Below are 16,336 nucleotides of genomic sequence, written 5' to 3'. Positions count from 1 at the left end.
TTATGATTGTAATCGTCTCACTCTTGAAACTCCGTCAATGCTTTTAAGTTTTTTAAATGTTTCTTCCAGCTGGCCTTTGTTTTTAACTTCAAGATTGATATTGCCCATAAACATGCCGTTGTTGGATTCTATGGACATACTCTTCATATCCATTCCCATGCTTCCGCTGATCACGGTTGTAATATCGTTGATCATTCCCATCCTGTCAAGACCTTCAATTTCGATCTTAACTCTGTTCTTAAAGCTTTCCGCATTTACCCATTTGGCCGGGATAACACGATAATCGTATTGTGCTCTCAGATTAATGGCATTCGGACAGTTGTCGCTGTGAACCTTGATACCGTCGGAAATGGTGATAAATCCAAAAATTTTATCGCCGGGAATTACGGTACAGCATTTTGCATAGCTGTAATTCAGTTTTTCTTCATCTTTCCCGAAAACGATCATATCGAGATTCTGTTCTTTTGGCTCTTCAAAATGAATATTCTTTGACGGAGATTTTCTGAATCTTGAAAGTAAATTATTAAATACGTTCTTGCTTTCAATATATTTTCTCAGGCTGCTGACATCCAGCTCATTGCTTTGAAATTTAAGGAACAGTTCCTGAGAAGATTTTAGATTGAAAAACTTCTGAAGTTTGTTAACCTCTTCATCGTTAAAGTTGATCTTCGCATGGCGAAGCTTCCTTTGAAGAATTTCTTTTCCATCTTCCACCAGCTGGTTTTTCTGGGAATTCAGGTAACTTTTGATCTTGGACTTGGCTTTGGATGTCACTACAAATTCCAGCCAGTCCGACTTGGGCTTCTGATTCTGCGAAGATAAAATATCTATCTGGTCACCATTCTGAAGAACATACGAAATAGGAACCAGCTTCCCGTTGATTTTTGCTCCAAGACACTTCATTCCAAGGTCGGAGTGAACGGCAAAAGCAAAATCCAGAGCTGTTGCATTCGTTGGAAGAATCTTAATTTCCCCTTTAGGAGTAAAAACAAATACTTCCTTAGAATATAAATTGAGTTTAATATTATCTAAAAGTTCAGATGTGGAAAGGTTTTGCTGCTGTTCCAGGATATCACGGATTTCAGTAACCCATCTTTCAAAATTACGGTCATCGGAGCTTTGTTTGTAGCCTTCTTTATATTTGTAGTGAGCGGCGACCCCTTTTTCGGCGATTTCGTCCATTCTTTCTGAGCGGATCTGTACCTCTATCCACTTTCTGTCCGGTCCCAGAACCGTTAAATGAAGGCTTTCGTACCCGGTAGACCGTGGCTGCGTAATCCAGTCCCTCATCCTTGAAGGATTACTGTGGTAAACATCCGTTACGATAGAGTAGATCTTCCAGGCCAGGAATTTTTCGTTCTTTGCATCGGACTTATAAATAATCCTGATCGCATAATTATCGAAAACCTCTTCAAAAGGAACGCCCTGCTTCAGCATTTTCCTGTAAATAGAAGAAATAGCTTTCGCGCGGCCTTTGATTGTAAAATTTAAACCTTCTTCTTTTAATCTTTCGGAAGCTTCTTTCTTAAACTCCTCAATATATCTTTCACGGCTTTCTTTTGCCAGCTCCAATTTTTCCGCGATCTCGTTATAAACTTCCGGATTATTGTATTTTAATGAAAGATCTTCAAGCTCAGATTTGATATTGTACAATCCCAGACGGTGGGCCATAGGAGCGTAGATGTACACTGTTTCCGAGGCAATTTTTTTCTGCTTGTCAGGAGCCATGCTTTCCAGTGTCCGCATATTGTGAAGGCGGTCAGCAATCTTGATAAGAATAACCCTAAAATCTTCAGACAGCGTCAATAACAGTTTTCTGTAATTTTCAGACTGTACGGAAATGTTCTGGTGATTCATAATAGAGATCTTTGTGAGCCCGTTCACAATATTGGCGATCTTCTCTCCAAAAATCTTTTTAAGATCTTCATAGGTATAGTCGGAGTCCTCTATTACATCATGCAGCAGGGCGCAGGCGATAGAAGTGGCTCCCAGGCCAATCTCTGTTGCCACAATTTTAGCAACAGCAATAGGATGATAAATGTAGGGCTCCCCGGATTTTCTCCTTTGATCCTTATGGGCATCCAATGCAATATCGAATGCCTTCCGGATGAGCTTGTTATTTTCCTCATCCAGAGTTCTGTATGTATTTGAAATCAGATCCTTATACCGGGCAAGGATCTCTTTGTTTTCCTGTTCTAAATCGTAACTCATTTGTGCTAATGCCTATATTTAAACGAAAATACAAAATTTTTTAAACTTTTGCATCATAAAAAATCCGCAGAACGCTCTGCGGATTTCCGGTTATTAGATTTTGTGTTTTTTGTCAGAATTTAACTTCTGAATCCATGCCGCTGCTTGATGCCTTTATTTTCACATCGGGGCTGTTATGGATGTCGGCTCTGTTCCTGGCATCGATAAATCTTTTAAGATTATCATAATTTGCCTGCCCAATACCCATATTCTCAAATAAATAGGTCTTCAGTACTGAATTTTGGCTAAAAATATTCCGGACGCCATCAGTTTGGTTATTATCTTTTACCGCAACACTCGCCAGGTACTGAGAGGATGTGTCAGAGCCGTTGTTGAGATATACTATGTAATCTGAATTTTCAAATCCTGAATTTTCCAGATCGGCTTCAAGCTTTTTGTAATCGCTGTGATGTGCAAATAATCCAGCTAATATATTTGACATAAGCAATAGTTTTTAAATTGTACTTAAAGATAGTAAATATTTTTTAATATTATTATCATAAATTTAATAAAATTTAATATTTATCATTTTATCTATATTATAATGTTAAAATGTTTGAGAATGTCTATTGAACATGTGTTTAACTTTAAAATCTAAATAAAATATTGCACTTAATCGTTACCTGTTCAATTTTTCCGTCCGGTTAACTGATAAATATTTTTACGAATAGAATAAAAAAAACGGACCGAAGCCCGTTTTTACTGAATAATTTTAAATTCTCTCGTTTTTGATTTCCTCAACAATTTCAGGGTTCAGCAACGTAGAAATATCTCCGAAGTTACTGAAATCTCCTTCCGCAATTTTCCTCAGGATCCTACGCATGATTTTTCCGGAACGTGTTTTCGGAAGTCCGGAAACAAACTGTATCTTATCAAGTTTGGCAATAGGCCCTATCTGGTCCGATATAAGTTGATTGATTTCTTTTTTAAGGTTTTCCTTATCACGGCCTTCTCCGGTTTCTTTTAAGATCACAAAGCCATATAAAGCATTTCCTTTGATGTCATGCGGATAACCTACGATTGCGGATTCTGCAACGGCAGGATGTTCATTGATGCTGTCTTCTATAGGAGCTGTTCCTAAGTTGTGTCCGGAAACAATAATCACGTCGTCTACACGGCCTGTAATTCTGTAATATCCTACTTCATCCCTCAGTGCACCGTCGCCTGTGAAGTATTTTCCCGGAAAAGCACTGAAATAGGTTTCCTTATACCGCTGATGGTCACCCCAGATCGTCCTTGCGATGCCGGGCCATGGAAAGCGGATGCATAGGTTTCCTGTTACCTGGTTTCCTGTGATTTCATTACGCTTGTCATCCATCAGAACAGGCTGGATTCCCGGTAACGGAAGTGTGGCATAAGTGGGTTTGGTTGGGGTAACGAAAGGAAGTGGTGAGATCATGATTCCTCCCGTTTCCGTCTGCCACCAGGTATCCACAACCGGACATTTTTTCTTTCCGACATGATCATTGAACCAGTGCCATGCTTCTTCATTGATAGGCTCGCCAACGGAACCGATCACCTTCAGGGTACTCAGATCATGCTTATCCACCCATTCCGAACTTTCTTTGGCTAATGAACGGATGGCGGTAGGAGCGGTGTAGAATTGGGTAACCTTGTGTTTTTCGATTACTTCCCAGAAACGGTCCGGCTGAGGATAAGTGGGAACACCTTCGAAAATCACAGTGGTTGCTCCGTTAAGAAGTGGGCCGTATAAAATGTAGGAATGCCCTGTAATCCAACCGATATCTGCTGTACACCAATAGATATCATTCTCTTTATAATTAAACACATTTTTAAAGGTATAGGCTGTATACACCATGTAGCCTGCAGAAGTATGAAGCATCCCTTTCGGCTTTCCGGTAGAACCTGAAGTATACAGGATGAAAAGGGGATCTTCGGCATCCATGATAACGGTTACGAAGTCCGGAGAGGCTTTTTCATACAGATCAGCCATCCAGTGATCTCTGCCTTCTTTCATTTTGATCTCGTTGTTTGTTCTTTTCACGACCAGCACAGATTCTACACTTGGCGTTTTTTCCAGTGCTTCATCTACAATGCTTTTCAGATCCAGAACTTTGTTACCCCTGTAGCTGCCATCAGAAGTAATAATCATTTTGGCATTACAGTCATTCACCCTTGAAGCCACGGCGGAAGCTGAAAATCCTGCAAAGATAACAGAATGTACGGCTCCCAGTTTGGCACAGGCAAGCATGGTAACCGCCAATTCAGGGATCATGGGAAGATAGATGCAGACTCTGTCGCCTTTTTCAATCCCCATTTCGCGCAGAACATTGGCTGTTTTATTGACGCGGTTATACAGTTCATTATAGGAAATATGCTGTGCTTCTTCTTTAGGGTCATTAGGCTCCCAGATAATGGCAGTTTTTTCTCCTCTTACGGCAAGATGTCTGTCTATGCAGTTTTTGGTGATGTTTAATTTGGCATTCTTAAACCATGTAATTTTGGCTTCATTCATATCATACTTAACCACCTTGCTCCATCTCTGGTACCACACGAAATTTTGGTCAGCTATTTTGTCCCAGAATTTTTTAGGATTTTTAATAGACTTTTTGTACTCTTCAAAATAATGTGGCAGATCTTCAATTAAGTAATTTCTCATATCCCTTCGTTTTTGAAATTTGAATTTTATTAATATTAAATATATGTTTAATTTATGGCTTAAGCCCTATAATCATTGATTTTTTCCTGAATTTCCTCAATGATTTTTTCATCATCTATCGTGGACGGAATCTGAAAATCTTTCCCATCCAGCAAGGTTCTGATCAGTTTTCTCAGGATCTTTCCTGAGCGGGTTTTGGGTAAACGCTTAACAACCATTGCATTTTTTAAAAAAGCTACAGCTCCAATCTTCTCGCGGACCATTCTGATCAGGTCTTTTTCAATTTCCTCTTCAGAAATTGATGAGCCGTTTTTCAAAACAACAGTAGCGAACGGAACCTGTCCTTTCAGCTCGTCATCGATGCCTACGACGGCGCATTCGGCAACATCAGGGTGAGAAGAGACAATTTCCTCCATTTCTGATGTAGAAAGCCTGTGCCCGGCGACATTAATGACATCATCCACTCTTCCGGTAATGAAAATATAGCCGTCCTCATCCCGAATAGCACCATCTCCAGAAAAATAATAATCTTTATACTGAGATAAATAACTGCTCTGAAAACGTTCATGATCATTCCATATTCCGAGGAGGGCACCAGGAGGAAGCGGAAGTTTGATAATTAAATAACCTTCCTGATGGGTATCAAGTTCATATCCGTTCTCATCAAAGATTTTAATATCATAGCCGGGAATGGGCTTTCCGGCGGAAGCTCTTTTGATTTTATACTGATCATCAAAGGTCATTAAACCCAGCATTGGCCAGCCGGATTCTGTCTGCCACCAATGATCAATAGCCGGAACTCCGATATGTTCTGCAAACCAGTCCAAAGTCGCCACATCGCATCTTTCACCGGCGAGGAACTGTTTTTTGAAGTGAGTCAGATCGTATTTTTTAACCAGCTCTCCGTTCGGATCTTCTTTTTTAATGGCCCTAATGGCTGTAGGGGCTGTAAACATTGCAGAAACCTTATATTCTGAAATAATTCTCCAGAACGTACCTGCATCAGGAGTCATAATGGGTTTTCCTTCAAAAATGATGGTTGTATTCCGGTTGATAAGTGGGCCGTACACGCTAAAGCTATGTCCGACTGCCCATCCGAAATCAGATGCTGCCCAATACGTTTCTCCGGGCTCAACACCGTATACGTATTTCATTGAAAATTTCAAGGCTGTTGCATAACCTCCGGTATCTCTTACAATTCCTTTTGGCTTTCCGGTAGTTCCTGAAGTGTAAAGCAGGTACAACGGATGAGTTGATTCTACGGAAACGCAGTCTGCGGGCATTGATTTTTGAATCAGTTCCTCATAATCAATCAGTCCTTCGAACATTTCATGTTGGTTATCCACCAGCTTTCTGTTGTAAACAATAATATTATCGACTTTATCCTGGGCCAGTTCAATGGCTTTTTCTACAAGCGGCAAATAGGGGATTCTTCTGGCTATTTCTATCCCTGCTGTAGCGGTGATTAAAGCTTTAGGTTTACAGTCATCAATTCTTACCACCAATTCGTTCGGGGCAAAACCTCCAAAAACCACATTATGAATTACCCCAATCCTTGCACAGGCCAGCATCGCAAAGAGCGTCTGTGGAATCATCGGCATGTAAATAACGGCGGTGTCGCCTTTTTTTAAACCTAATGAAACGAGTCCTCCTGCAAATTTTGATATTTCCTCTTTAGCTTGATTAAAAGTATAAGTTGTCTTCTGACCGGTGACTGGAGAATCATAAATTATGGCGGTCTGATCTCCAAAACCGTCTTCAATATGTTTGTCAATGCACAGGTAGCACATATTGAGTTTTCCGTCAGAATACCACTGCGGATAATCATTTTTATCTTTGGAAAGAATCTGCTCCGGAAACTCAAACCAATCTATTTCTTTGGCCTGTTCTTGCCAGAAGTTTTCTTTGTCTTCTATGCTTTGCTTAAACAGAATATCTGCGTCCATATTAATTTTTGTGTTTTTGTCATTGCGGGGAGCGAAGCGACGAAGCAATCTCTAAAGCTTAATGCTCTTAAAATTTAATGAAGATCTTAATGGTTTATAAATTGAAACATTAAGATGTATTCAGAAGTTAAGATGATTAAGAGATTGCTTCGCTTCGCTCGCAATGACAGTGTATATTTTTTTTCTAATATCCAGTGCTCATAGTCTTAAAACTAATGTCTTAAATCTCGCATCTTGAATCTTGAATCTTGGTTCTTGGCTCTTGATTCTTGATTCTTTCTTCCCATCTACTCAAACATCTCTTCAATCTGCTGCATGAGCTTCTTAATGGAATAAGGTTTTGTGACATAGGCATCGGCACCCATCTTCAGGCCTTTTTCAATGTCTTTAGGATTATTTTTTGCGCTCAGAAAAATCACTTTTGTATCCTTCATTCTTTCGTCTTCTTTGATGGCTTCCAAAGTGCTGTATCCATCCAGGTTGGGCATCATGATATCCAGAAGGATAACATCCGGAACCATTGTTTTCAGGAAATCCAGGACTTCCGTTCCGTCTCTTGCGATATAAACGTCGTAGCCGTTTTTCTTAAAGCTGTATTCAAGTGACATTAATATTTTGTGTTCGTCATCGGCAATAATGATCTTTCTCATGGATGGTTATTGGTTTTGTTCAACTTCATTTTTTGTTATGCTGTAAGGAATGCTTATTGTAAAAGTTACACCCAAACCGCTGTTTTCTGCTTTTATGATTCCGCTGTGTGCCTGTACAATTTTCTTTGAAATAGCAAGTCCGAGTCCGCTTCCTGTTGGTTTTAGAATATTCTGGTTTTTTGACTGATAAAATTTATCGAAAATCATTTCCAGGTCCTCTTCGGGAATATGTCTTCCTGTATTGAAAATAGTAATGATCAGGTAATCTTCTTTTTCAGACAGTTTAGTCTGTATGGTTCCCTGGTCATCTGCAAATTTTAAAGCATTTCCAAGGATATTTTGGAAAAGCTGGATCATTCTTGCTTCATCATATTCAAATACAGCTTGATTCAGGAGATTGACTTCACTTAAATGAATGTTTTTCTGCTGTATCAGATGGAGTAGAGGATTTAAAGCCTTCTTGTAAGTTTCAATAATATGGTTTTCTCTGATGTTCAAAGCGATTTCACCATGTTCCAGTTTATCAAGATAAAGAATATCGTTGATAATTTCGCTCAGTCTGTCAGATTCCGTGATGATATTGTTTAAAAATTCCTGTTTGATATCCGTTGGAATATCATCATCGTCTGCTAAAATTTCTCCTGCCGAGCGGATGGCGGTAATTGGGGTTCTTAATTCATGGGCTACGGAATCCAGGAAGTCGTCTTTCTGACGGTCTTTGACGATCAAGTTCTCATTAGCTGTTCTCAGGTCATTGGAGAGCTTCTGTAATTCTTCCGACTGTTCGGTGAGCTTTTTATTAAGGATAATATTTTCTTTGGATTCTTCTAAAATGTTTAAAACTTCTCTTAAAGATATTTTATCCTCTTTGGTTACCCCTTCAATTAAAATTTTTGCCGATGCGGTTCCAATTCTTCCTGCCAGAAGGTTTTCTGAGAATTTGATAAACCTTGAATCTGCCGTTTCAGTGTTGGAATCGATATTATATTTCAAATTAAAGATCCTTAAAGCCTGCTCCGTTTTATTTTTGCCTAAAAATCTTTCCAGAATATTCCTGATATCCGAAACATAAGCGGTTCCGCGCCATACAAAAGCATTTTCATGATTTAAGATATGTTTGTCGATATCCACATATAATTCAGCAAAATTTCTTTCCCGGTAATTGCCTTTAACACTTACAGAAATGATGGTAAACAGGGCTGTATTTGTGAAAACAGACCAGAAAAATATCTGGGAAATCCTGCTTAAATAAGGAATGTTAAAAAATGTAAACGCATCATACATTTCACGGATAATCCCTTTGAATTCCTGGTTGTACGAGAAATAATACTGCGGAATGATCAGTCCGAAATAGCAGATCGCCAATCCTGCGAGAAGTCCCGTTACTGCCCCTTTATAGCTTCCTCTTCTCCAGAATATCGCTCCGAAAAAAGAAGGAGCCAATTGAGCAATCACAACAAAAGAAATCAGGCCTACGGAATCGAGTGATGTTTTCAGAATAAAATATTTATAGAAAACAAAAGCCATGATAATTAAAGCAAAAATGCTGAATTTCCTGATATTCGTAATGTTTCTTGTATTCTGAACCTCATTGTCAGATTTGAATTTTCCCAGCAAACCGTAAGGAATGATGAGGTTGTTGGAAAGCATGATGGATAATGTAATGGCCGAAATGATGATCATGGAAATACATGAACTCAGGCCGCCGAGGAATACGAAAACCGTAATTAAAGTATTGTCAAAATGTTGTGGAATCAGAATAGAGTAGAACTCCGGGTTTACTTTCTCACCGTCAAAAATGAGTCTTCCTCCCCAGGCAATAGGGAAAATAAATACCGTGAATATTAATAAGTACAGAGGAAAAAACCAGATTGCTGTTTTAATGTGTTTTTCCTGTCTGTTCTCGATAATAGCGGTGTGAAACTGTCTTGGAAGAATGCAGATGGCCGTAGCGGAAATCATGCATAAGACCATCCAGTTCATGGCGCCTTCAATCCCGTTGAATGTATTTTTTTCTTTAAAATCCTCAAATTTACTTGCCTTTTCATAGATGTCTGAGAATCCGTCAAATACAAAGTAAATAACAAATATGCCCAGGATAATGATAAAAAAGAGCTTTAAAAAGCTTTCCAGGGCAATGGCGGAAATAATTCCGAGGCGTTTTTCTGAGGCATCCACATATCGGGTTCCGTAATAGGAAGAAAACAAGGCTATTAGAATAACCACAAACGTTGCATTGTCAGTCAGGATATTGCTGGACATCGAAGTTTCGGTCACCAAATGGAAGGTTTCGGAAATAGCTTTGATCTGAAGTCCGATATAGGGAACGATGGCCAGCAGGCAGACGATCGTAATAATCGCACTGAAGCTTCTGCTGTTTCCATATCGTAAAGAAATAAAATCGGCCAGGCTGCTGATTTTGTTAACTCTGGAAATTCTTACAATCCTTGTATTGATGTAGATCCATGCAGGAATAATCATAACAGGACCAATGTAGATGGGCAGATAATTCAGGCCGCTTGTTGCTGCTACACCAATGCTTCCGTAGTACGTCCAGGCCGTGCAGTATACCGCCAGTGACAATGCGTAAATGTAGGGGTTGTTGACCCATCTTTTGCTTCTCTTCTTCTCTGCCAGGTGGGCAACTAAGAATAAAAGGGCGAGATAGAGTAAAACAACAACAAATAACGCAAAACTACTCATCATACTTTTTTACAATTACAAAAGAAATAATGATGGAGATCATCCAGACTGCGAACAGGTAGATCAGGATCATCGGGTAGCCAAAAACATCTTTTTCACTGTTGAAAAGCAGTGAAATAGGGATGCTGAAGGCCATCATCAGTCCGATGCTCAGGATAACCAGTTTTTGTTCGTGTCTTTTTTTCATAAATGATGATTGATAAAAGATAATTGATGAGTAACCTGTCGCTCATCAATTATCATCTATCTTTTATAAAATTAAATCTTATCGTCTGAATATTCTCCAATCAGCGAATAGTATCCGAAAATAGCCATTCCACCCGAAATGATCGGCATCAGCACAAATAAGATGATGATCCCGAATACCAGATCTTCCTGCTTTCCTGAAGTGATTTTTGGAATCCCTAAAACCGTAGTTCCGAAATATCCCACCACCAGAGCTACTGCAATCCAGAGTATGCCTAATATTTTTTTTAGTCCGTTCATTTTAGTAGTTTTAAAATTAGTAAAAAATTAAGTGATTTGGTATTTAATCGTGGATATTATTATTCTTATTTTTAAGATAAAACAATCCGATGACTAAACATACTGCCGCGACTCCAATCGGGTACCAAAGTCCCTCCAGGTACCAGGTGGCATGTCCCGCATCTTTTCCCTGAGTTACAAGGTAAGTTGCCACAGCCGGAAGAAGCCCTCCAAATACTCCGTTTCCGATGTGATACGGTAATGACATTGAAGTATATCGGATTCTCACGGGGAACATTTCAACAAGGAAAGCAGCAATCGGGCCGTAAACCATAGTTACAAAAATTACCTGAATGAAAACCAGAAATACCAGGTACCATCTTGTATTATTGTTCAGTGTGATCGATTTTGCGACTTTTGGTTCTTCCGCTTTTCCGTCTTTCATCACAGGGCCGGCTGCAGACCAGTGTACGATGCTGTCTTTCTTCATGAAAGTTCCGTCTGTAAATGTGGTTTCTTTGTGAAATGTAATTAAACTGTCTGATGCTATGTCTTTATGAATGGCGGCACTTCTTGTCTCTTTGATCCCTCCGCCTGCAATGGTTTTAGCCTCGATGTTTACACTTTTATACATACTGTCATAAATAGGCCTGTAGGCTAAAATAGCGACCAGCATACCTGTCATCATAACGGCCTTTCGTCCGATTTTATCCGAAAGCCAGCCAAAGAAAACGAAGAATGGTGTTCCCATCAATAGGGCAGTAGCCATTAAGTAATCAACCTGCATCGATTCTATATTCATCACTTTCTGCAGGAAACTCATGGCGTAGAACTGCCCGGTGTACCAGATCACTCCCTGTCCCATGGCAGCACCGAACAATGCCAGTAAAACAAATTTGAAATTAAATTTATTCCCGAAGCTTTCTTTTAAAGGGTTTTTGGATGTTTTACCTTCACTTTTGGCCTTGGCGAAAAGTGGCGATTCCTTCATGTTTTTTCTGATGAAATAAGAAACTCCCACCATTAAAATTGAAATCCAGAACGGAACTCTCCATCCCCAGGAATCAAACTCTTCTGCTGATAACGTGTTTTTAGTAATTAAGATAACGATCAATGAAATGAAAAGTCCGGCGGTTGCCGTAGTCTGGATCCACGAAGTCCAGTAGCCTCTTCTGTGGGGCTGTGCATATTCTGCAACATATGTCGCGGCACCCCCGTATTCTCCACCTAGTGCCAAACCTTGTAAAAGTCTTAAGATTAAAACTAAAACCGGTGCCATGAAGCCGATGGTTTCGTATCCGGGAATACACCCGATCAGAAAAGTGGAGAATCCCATAATCAGTAAGGTTACCAGGAATGTATATTTTCTACCTATAATATCCCCTAATCTTCCAAAGAACAAAGCTCCGAAAGGCCTTACCACAAATCCGGCTGCAAAAGTAGCCAGTGTAGATAAAAATGCGGCGGTAGGATTGTCTGCAGGGAAAAATTTAGTCGCTAAAACAATGGCTAAACTTCCAAAAATATAAAAGTCATACCATTCTATCAGAGTGCCGAGTGATGAGGCTGTGATTACGCTCCAAATAGTGCGGTTCTTCTGCCGGTCGGTCATATTCTTGTAGTTTTCGTGGTGATTTTCACTCATGTTGATTGATTTTGATGTTAATGGATTAAGATATTAAGTTCATCCTGTGTTTAAAGATAAATTTGAAATTGTACAATGAATTCGCCTTTTGAGGAAGGGCTTTCTGTAGGACTGGTGTATATGGGTCTTGTGGAATACTGTGTCGTGATCTTGGCGTGATGTCCGTCTATAAACCAGTTGGCGCCCACATCGAATTGGGAAGACGACTTATCGAATGCCTCAAAGTTTTTATGGGTATACGCCGCGAAAGGCTGTATCCTGATCTTTGGTTTTTCTGACTGGTTGGGAAGAAGTAAGCCTGCCTGTGCATAAACTATATTTCCCGTTCCTATCATAGGCTGTAAATTTCCTGGGCCTGCGATAGCTCTGCTTCCCACAAAATTAGGATCATTGGCAGCAATGTTCATAGTTCCCAGGTTTCTTATATAATTAGGTCCGAAATTGTAGTTATAATATCCGGCATAGGCAGAAACAGCCATTTTGTGTTTTGCATTTCCCAAAGGAATATCTGCAAAGGCATCAACAGCTACAAGTGTGATGTCATGTTTTTCAATATTAGAATTGACAGATGTTCTTGTTCCGTCAGCCTGATGATAAAAGCCTGCACCTACATTGAACACCTTCTTTGTTCCCAAATAGGAACCCACCTTGAATGGAAGGGTATTGGACTCTTCATCCAGAAATTGGTATTCCACATATCCGGCTTTTGAAAAGCTTGGATTTCCGTTGTTATCTACGGCTGCAGCTTTTGCAGGATCTGTAACGTTCACCGGAACCAGGTCGGTGGCAAAAGGCTTATTTAAACTGAAACGGTATTCCAGTTTTCCGTATTTTCCTTTCGCAAACATTCCGAGCTGTCTTGCAAACTGATCCGAATTATCTATTAACGGCCATGAAAAAATAGGGGAGTCTACAGTAAGGAAATTTAGGGTTGAAGCCATAGTCATACGGGAAAGTCCCATGTAATAATGAAGTCCTGCTCCTAAAGATAAACTGAATTTTCCCGCTTCTCCAGGTAAAATAACTGCGTATTCATTCCATGCATCATGAAAAAATAACTGTGGCTTTTTCCCGTTTCCGTAACCTCCTGTTCCTGTGGTGCCTGTAGCTCCGCCATTGATGAAGGTCTGATTGTTGATCCCGAAATGAGCCAGAATCATATATCTTTTAGAGATTTGGGCATACATTAATGCTCGTAATCTTCTGTTTCCCAGACTCCAGGAATTGTCGGTGGCTTCATTGGCTACCATACTTCCCGGATTCATTTGTGTATTTCTGAGCCAGAACTGGTCCCATAAAATGAATCTGATGTACTTATCTCCTTCCGGATTGAGATTTAATTTTAATCCGCCTCCGTAATCAGGAGAACCCTGTGAATATAAAGAACTGCTTATTAGGGCTAATCCAATAAATGAAAGTAATTTCTTCATAAATTATCAATTTTTGGCGTTTTTTTTTGTGAAAGCCAAATTGTAATTAATAATTTATTTACAAAAATTTAATATATATTAGTGGTAATAGTATAGTTTTAATTTAACTGATTGATTTTTAATTGCAATTTCAAGGTTTTAAGGGAGTGGTTTTAGAGTCTGAGTGTGTGGATGTACTAATGTCTGAAATCTCATGTCTCATATCTCATGTCTTGAATCTTGGCTCTTGAATCTTGAATCTTGATTCTAAAATCTTTCTTCACTTCTTAAACCTCTCCCACTTAATCAGCATATACTTATCCGCAAACTGAGTAATAATAAGCCCCGAGTTTTTAATGTTTTCTTCCTGACTCATATATTCAATCAGTTCATTCTGTTTTAGGATTTTATAGACAGGATGGAATTCAGAATGGGGCGGTCTTGTGATGTTGTATTTCTTAATCCAGGAGCTTATAGTAACATGGGAAACTCCAAGAATCCGCTCTATTTCACGGAAGCTTAAGCCTTCAAGATAGAGTTGTAAGGCCTTGGTTACGTAATAGTCATCAATCTGTTTCCCTATTTTTTTTACAGTAAAATAATACTTGCAGTCTTTGCAGAGAAAACGTTGTTTTTCGTTGATGATTCCGCTCTTTACAATTTTACTGCCACCGCATTTCGGACACTTATTTTCCATAGCTATAGGTTTTTAGCAAATATATAATAATTTAGCAAAATTATAATTTTCAATAAAGATAAAATTACCTGAATATTTTATTCAAACAAAAAAAATATCTTTTTAATTTGGTTTTTAAAGATATTATGCTTTAAATTTGCCAAAAAATTCAGATAAATAAATGGAAATAGAAATTTCCTCATGCGAACATCTAATGTATGTGAGTGAAATACAGCAGGAAATGTATGATTCTGCACAGCGTAGAGGAACGGGCATCGCAAAACGTTCCATCGAATATTTAACGAAAAAGATTTCAGAAGGCAATGCTGTGGTTGCTACTGAAAACGACAAATGGGTGGGGTTCTGTTACATTGAGACCTGGTCGCATGGTCAGTTTGTAGCAAACTCAGGACTTATTGTATCTCCGAACTACAGGAACAGAGGAGTAGCCACTTTGATCAAGAATAGAGTTTTCCAGTTATCTAGAGAAAAATATCCGAATGCTAAAGTGTTTGGATTAACCACAGGACTTGCCGTCATGAAAATCAACAGTGATCTGGGCTATAAACCGGTAATCTATTCTGAGCTTACTCAGGATGAAGAGTTCTGGAACGGTTGTAAGAACTGTGTGAACTATGAAATTTTAATGAAAAAGGAACGTAAAAACTGTCTGTGTACAGCAATGCTTTTTGTTCCTGAAAATAATAATAAAGTGAACGGGACTGAAATTCAGCAGTCCGAAATTGAAGATTACAATGGAGAAAAAGAAAGTCGTCTTAGCATTTAGCGGAGGTTTGGATACCTCTTACTGTGCCAAATATCTTAGTGAAACACTGGGATATGAAGTATATGCAGTTACTGTAAATACCGGAGGTTTTTCTAAAGAAGAAGAAAAAGAACTGGAGAAAAAAGCCTTCAATCTGGGGGTGAAAGAATACAGGTGCGTTGATGCTCAGGAGGATTACTATAATTCCTGTGTAAAATATCTGATCTTCGGAAATGTACTGAAAAATAATACCTATCCGCTATCTGTGAGTGCTGAGCGAACCGTTCAGGCGCAGGAAATTGCAAAATATGCAATTGAAACCGGTGCTGATGCCATTGCTCACGGAAGTACAGGTGCCGGAAATGATCAGGTCCGTTTCGATCTGATTTTCCAGGTGATGTGTCCGGAAGTGGAGATCATTACACCGATCCGAGATATGAGCCTGTCCCGCGAAGAAGAAATAGAATTCCTGAAAAGTCATGGTTACGAAATGGAATTTCATAAAGCTCAGTATTCTGTCAATAAAGGGCTTTGGGGAACTTCGGTGGGAGGAAAGGAAACGTTGACCTCAAGAAATTACCTTCCTGAAGAAGCTTTTCCGTCACAAATTAAGGAAACCCAGCCTTCAGAACTGGAAATTGAGTTTAAAAAAGGCGAGGTGGTAGCTGTAAATGGAGAAAATTTTGAACATTCCGTATATGCTATTCAGAAAATTGAAGAACTGGCTTCGGCTTACGGAATTGGCCGTGACATCCACGTTGGAGATACAATCGTTGGTATCAAAGGAAGAGTAGGATTTGAAGCAGCAGCAGCATCCGTAATTATCAAAGCCCATCATTTACTGGAGAAACATACGCTTTCAAAATATCAGCAGATAATGAAATCCCAGCTTTCCGACTGGTACGGGAACTGGCTTCATGAAGCATTATTCTTGGATCCGGTGATGAGAAATATCGAGTCTTTCCTGACAGATTCTCAGGAAACGGTCAGTGGGAAAGTATTTGTAACCCTTCATCCATACAGATTTGTTTTAAACGGAATTGAATCCAAGCATGATCTGATGTCCGATAAATTCGGGAGCTATGGTGAGGCAAACAGAGCCTGGACAGGAGAAGATGTGAAAGGCTATACAAAGATTGTAAGCAATTCTTTAAATATATATCATCAGATCAATTCAAAATAAAGAGCTCCGGCGGAGCAATTTAA

13 protein-coding genes are annotated in these 16,336 nt (G+C 39.3%); 2 read left to right on the top strand and 11 right to left on the bottom strand.

Annotated features, from left to right (window positions below; all coding sequences use genetic code 11):
* From AC4IFE_RS12850 to AC4IFE_RS12800, 11 genes are all read right to left on the bottom strand, one after another.
* Window positions 1–2,211 (bottom strand): RelA/SpoT family protein, encoded by a 2,211-nt coding sequence (locus AC4IFE_RS12850; RefSeq protein ID WP_490757577.1) that lies wholly within the window; start codon window positions 2,209–2,211, stop codon window positions 1–3.
* A gap of 112 nt (window positions 2,212–2,323) precedes the next feature.
* The gene (locus tag AC4IFE_RS12845; RefSeq protein ID WP_490757576.1) at window positions 2,324–2,692 is read right to left on the bottom strand and encodes a hypothetical protein; all 369 of its coding nucleotides are present in this window, start codon (window positions 2,690–2,692) and stop codon (window positions 2,324–2,326) included.
* Between the two features lie 270 nt (window positions 2,693–2,962).
* On the bottom strand, window positions 2,963–4,900 hold the full coding sequence (gene acs / locus AC4IFE_RS12840; protein WP_490757610.1) for an acetate--CoA ligase: 1,938 nt from the start codon (window positions 4,898–4,900) through the stop codon (window positions 2,963–2,965).
* 29 nt (window positions 4,901–4,929) lie between these two features.
* Window positions 4,930–6,816: an AMP-binding protein gene (locus AC4IFE_RS12835; protein ID WP_490757575.1), complete on the bottom strand. Its 1,887-nt coding sequence runs from the start codon at window positions 6,814–6,816 to the stop codon at window positions 4,930–4,932.
* 287 nt (window positions 6,817–7,103) lie between these two features.
* On the bottom strand, window positions 7,104–7,466 hold the full coding sequence (locus AC4IFE_RS12830; protein WP_490757574.1) for a response regulator transcription factor: 363 nt from the start codon (window positions 7,464–7,466) through the stop codon (window positions 7,104–7,106).
* Between the two features lie 6 nt (window positions 7,467–7,472).
* Window positions 7,473–10,169 (bottom strand): ATP-binding protein, encoded by a 2,697-nt coding sequence (locus tag AC4IFE_RS12825; protein ID WP_490757609.1) that lies wholly within the window; start codon window positions 10,167–10,169, stop codon window positions 7,473–7,475.
* A complete protein-coding gene (locus AC4IFE_RS12820) occupies window positions 10,162–10,356 on the bottom strand; it encodes a hypothetical protein (protein ID WP_034706376.1) in 195 nt (64 codons plus the stop codon). Before AC4IFE_RS12820 ends, AC4IFE_RS12825 begins: the two co-directional genes overlap by 8 nt.
* A 71-nt stretch (window positions 10,357–10,427) precedes the next feature.
* Window positions 10,428–10,655, bottom strand: a complete 228-nt coding sequence (locus tag AC4IFE_RS12815; RefSeq protein ID WP_034743685.1) for a DUF6814 family protein — start codon at window positions 10,653–10,655, stop codon at window positions 10,428–10,430.
* A 43-nt stretch (window positions 10,656–10,698) separates the two neighbouring features.
* Window positions 10,699–12,279 (bottom strand): MFS transporter, encoded by a 1,581-nt coding sequence (locus tag AC4IFE_RS12810; protein ID WP_490757573.1) that lies wholly within the window; start codon window positions 12,277–12,279, stop codon window positions 10,699–10,701.
* A gap of 50 nt (window positions 12,280–12,329) precedes the next feature.
* Window positions 12,330–13,709: a porin gene (locus AC4IFE_RS12805; protein ID WP_490757572.1), complete on the bottom strand. Its 1,380-nt coding sequence runs from the start codon at window positions 13,707–13,709 to the stop codon at window positions 12,330–12,332.
* A gap of 259 nt (window positions 13,710–13,968) precedes the next feature.
* Window positions 13,969–14,385 carry a transposase gene (locus tag AC4IFE_RS12800; protein WP_490757571.1) on the bottom strand — a complete coding sequence of 139 codons (417 nt, stop codon included), beginning with the start codon at window positions 14,383–14,385 and terminating at the stop codon, window positions 13,969–13,971.
* A 160-nt stretch (window positions 14,386–14,545) separates the two neighbouring features.
* On the opposite strand from AC4IFE_RS12800, the gene AC4IFE_RS12795 reads away from it, so the two are divergent.
* Window positions 14,546–15,151, top strand: coding sequence for a GNAT family N-acetyltransferase (locus AC4IFE_RS12795; RefSeq protein ID WP_490757570.1), 606 nt, complete (start codon window positions 14,546–14,548; stop codon window positions 15,149–15,151).
* Entirely contained in the window at window positions 15,120–16,313 is a 1,194-nt protein-coding gene (gene argG / locus AC4IFE_RS12790; protein ID WP_490757569.1) for an argininosuccinate synthase, read from the top strand. The genes AC4IFE_RS12795 and argG overlap by 32 nt, the downstream gene beginning before the upstream one ends.
* Window positions 16,314–16,336 lie beyond the last annotated feature (23 nt).

Source organism: Chryseobacterium sp. UF-81 (assembly GCF_058245105.1).
The sequence above is the reverse complement of the archived record's forward strand: the minus strand, read 5'-3'. Positions and strand labels throughout refer to the sequence as shown.

What these genes read in the sequence shown, in the direction of transcription:
- AC4IFE_RS12850 (WP_490757577.1), bottom strand. Translation starts at nt 2,211, where the DNA reads ATGAGTTACGATTTAGAACAGGAAAACAAAGAGATCCTTGCCCGGTAT.
- AC4IFE_RS12845 (WP_490757576.1), bottom strand. Translation starts at nt 2,692, where the DNA reads ATGTCAAATATATTAGCTGGATTATTTGCACATCACAGCGATTACAAA.
- AC4IFE_RS12835 (WP_490757575.1), bottom strand. Translation starts at nt 6,816, where the DNA reads ATGGACGCAGATATTCTGTTTAAGCAAAGCATAGAAGACAAAGAAAAC.
- AC4IFE_RS12830 (WP_490757574.1), bottom strand. Translation starts at nt 7,466, where the DNA reads ATGAGAAAGATCATTATTGCCGATGACGAACACAAAATATTAATGTCA.
- AC4IFE_RS12825 (WP_490757609.1), bottom strand. Translation starts at nt 10,169, where the DNA reads ATGAGTAGTTTTGCGTTATTTGTTGTTGTTTTACTCTATCTCGCCCTT.
- AC4IFE_RS12820 (WP_034706376.1), bottom strand. Translation starts at nt 10,356, where the DNA reads ATGAAAAAAAGACACGAACAAAAACTGGTTATCCTGAGCATCGGACTG.
- AC4IFE_RS12815 (WP_034743685.1), bottom strand. Translation starts at nt 10,655, where the DNA reads ATGAACGGACTAAAAAAAATATTAGGCATACTCTGGATTGCAGTAGCT.
- AC4IFE_RS12810 (WP_490757573.1), bottom strand. Translation starts at nt 12,279, where the DNA reads ATGAGTGAAAATCACCACGAAAACTACAAGAATATGACCGACCGGCAG.
- AC4IFE_RS12805 (WP_490757572.1), bottom strand. Translation starts at nt 13,709, where the DNA reads ATGAAGAAATTACTTTCATTTATTGGATTAGCCCTAATAAGCAGTTCT.
- AC4IFE_RS12800 (WP_490757571.1), bottom strand. Translation starts at nt 14,385, where the DNA reads ATGGAAAATAAGTGTCCGAAATGCGGTGGCAGTAAAATTGTAAAGAGC.
- AC4IFE_RS12795 (WP_490757570.1), top strand. Translation starts at nt 14,546, where the DNA reads ATGGAAATAGAAATTTCCTCATGCGAACATCTAATGTATGTGAGTGAA.
- argG (WP_490757569.1), top strand. Translation starts at nt 15,120, where the DNA reads ATGGAGAAAAAGAAAGTCGTCTTAGCATTTAGCGGAGGTTTGGATACC.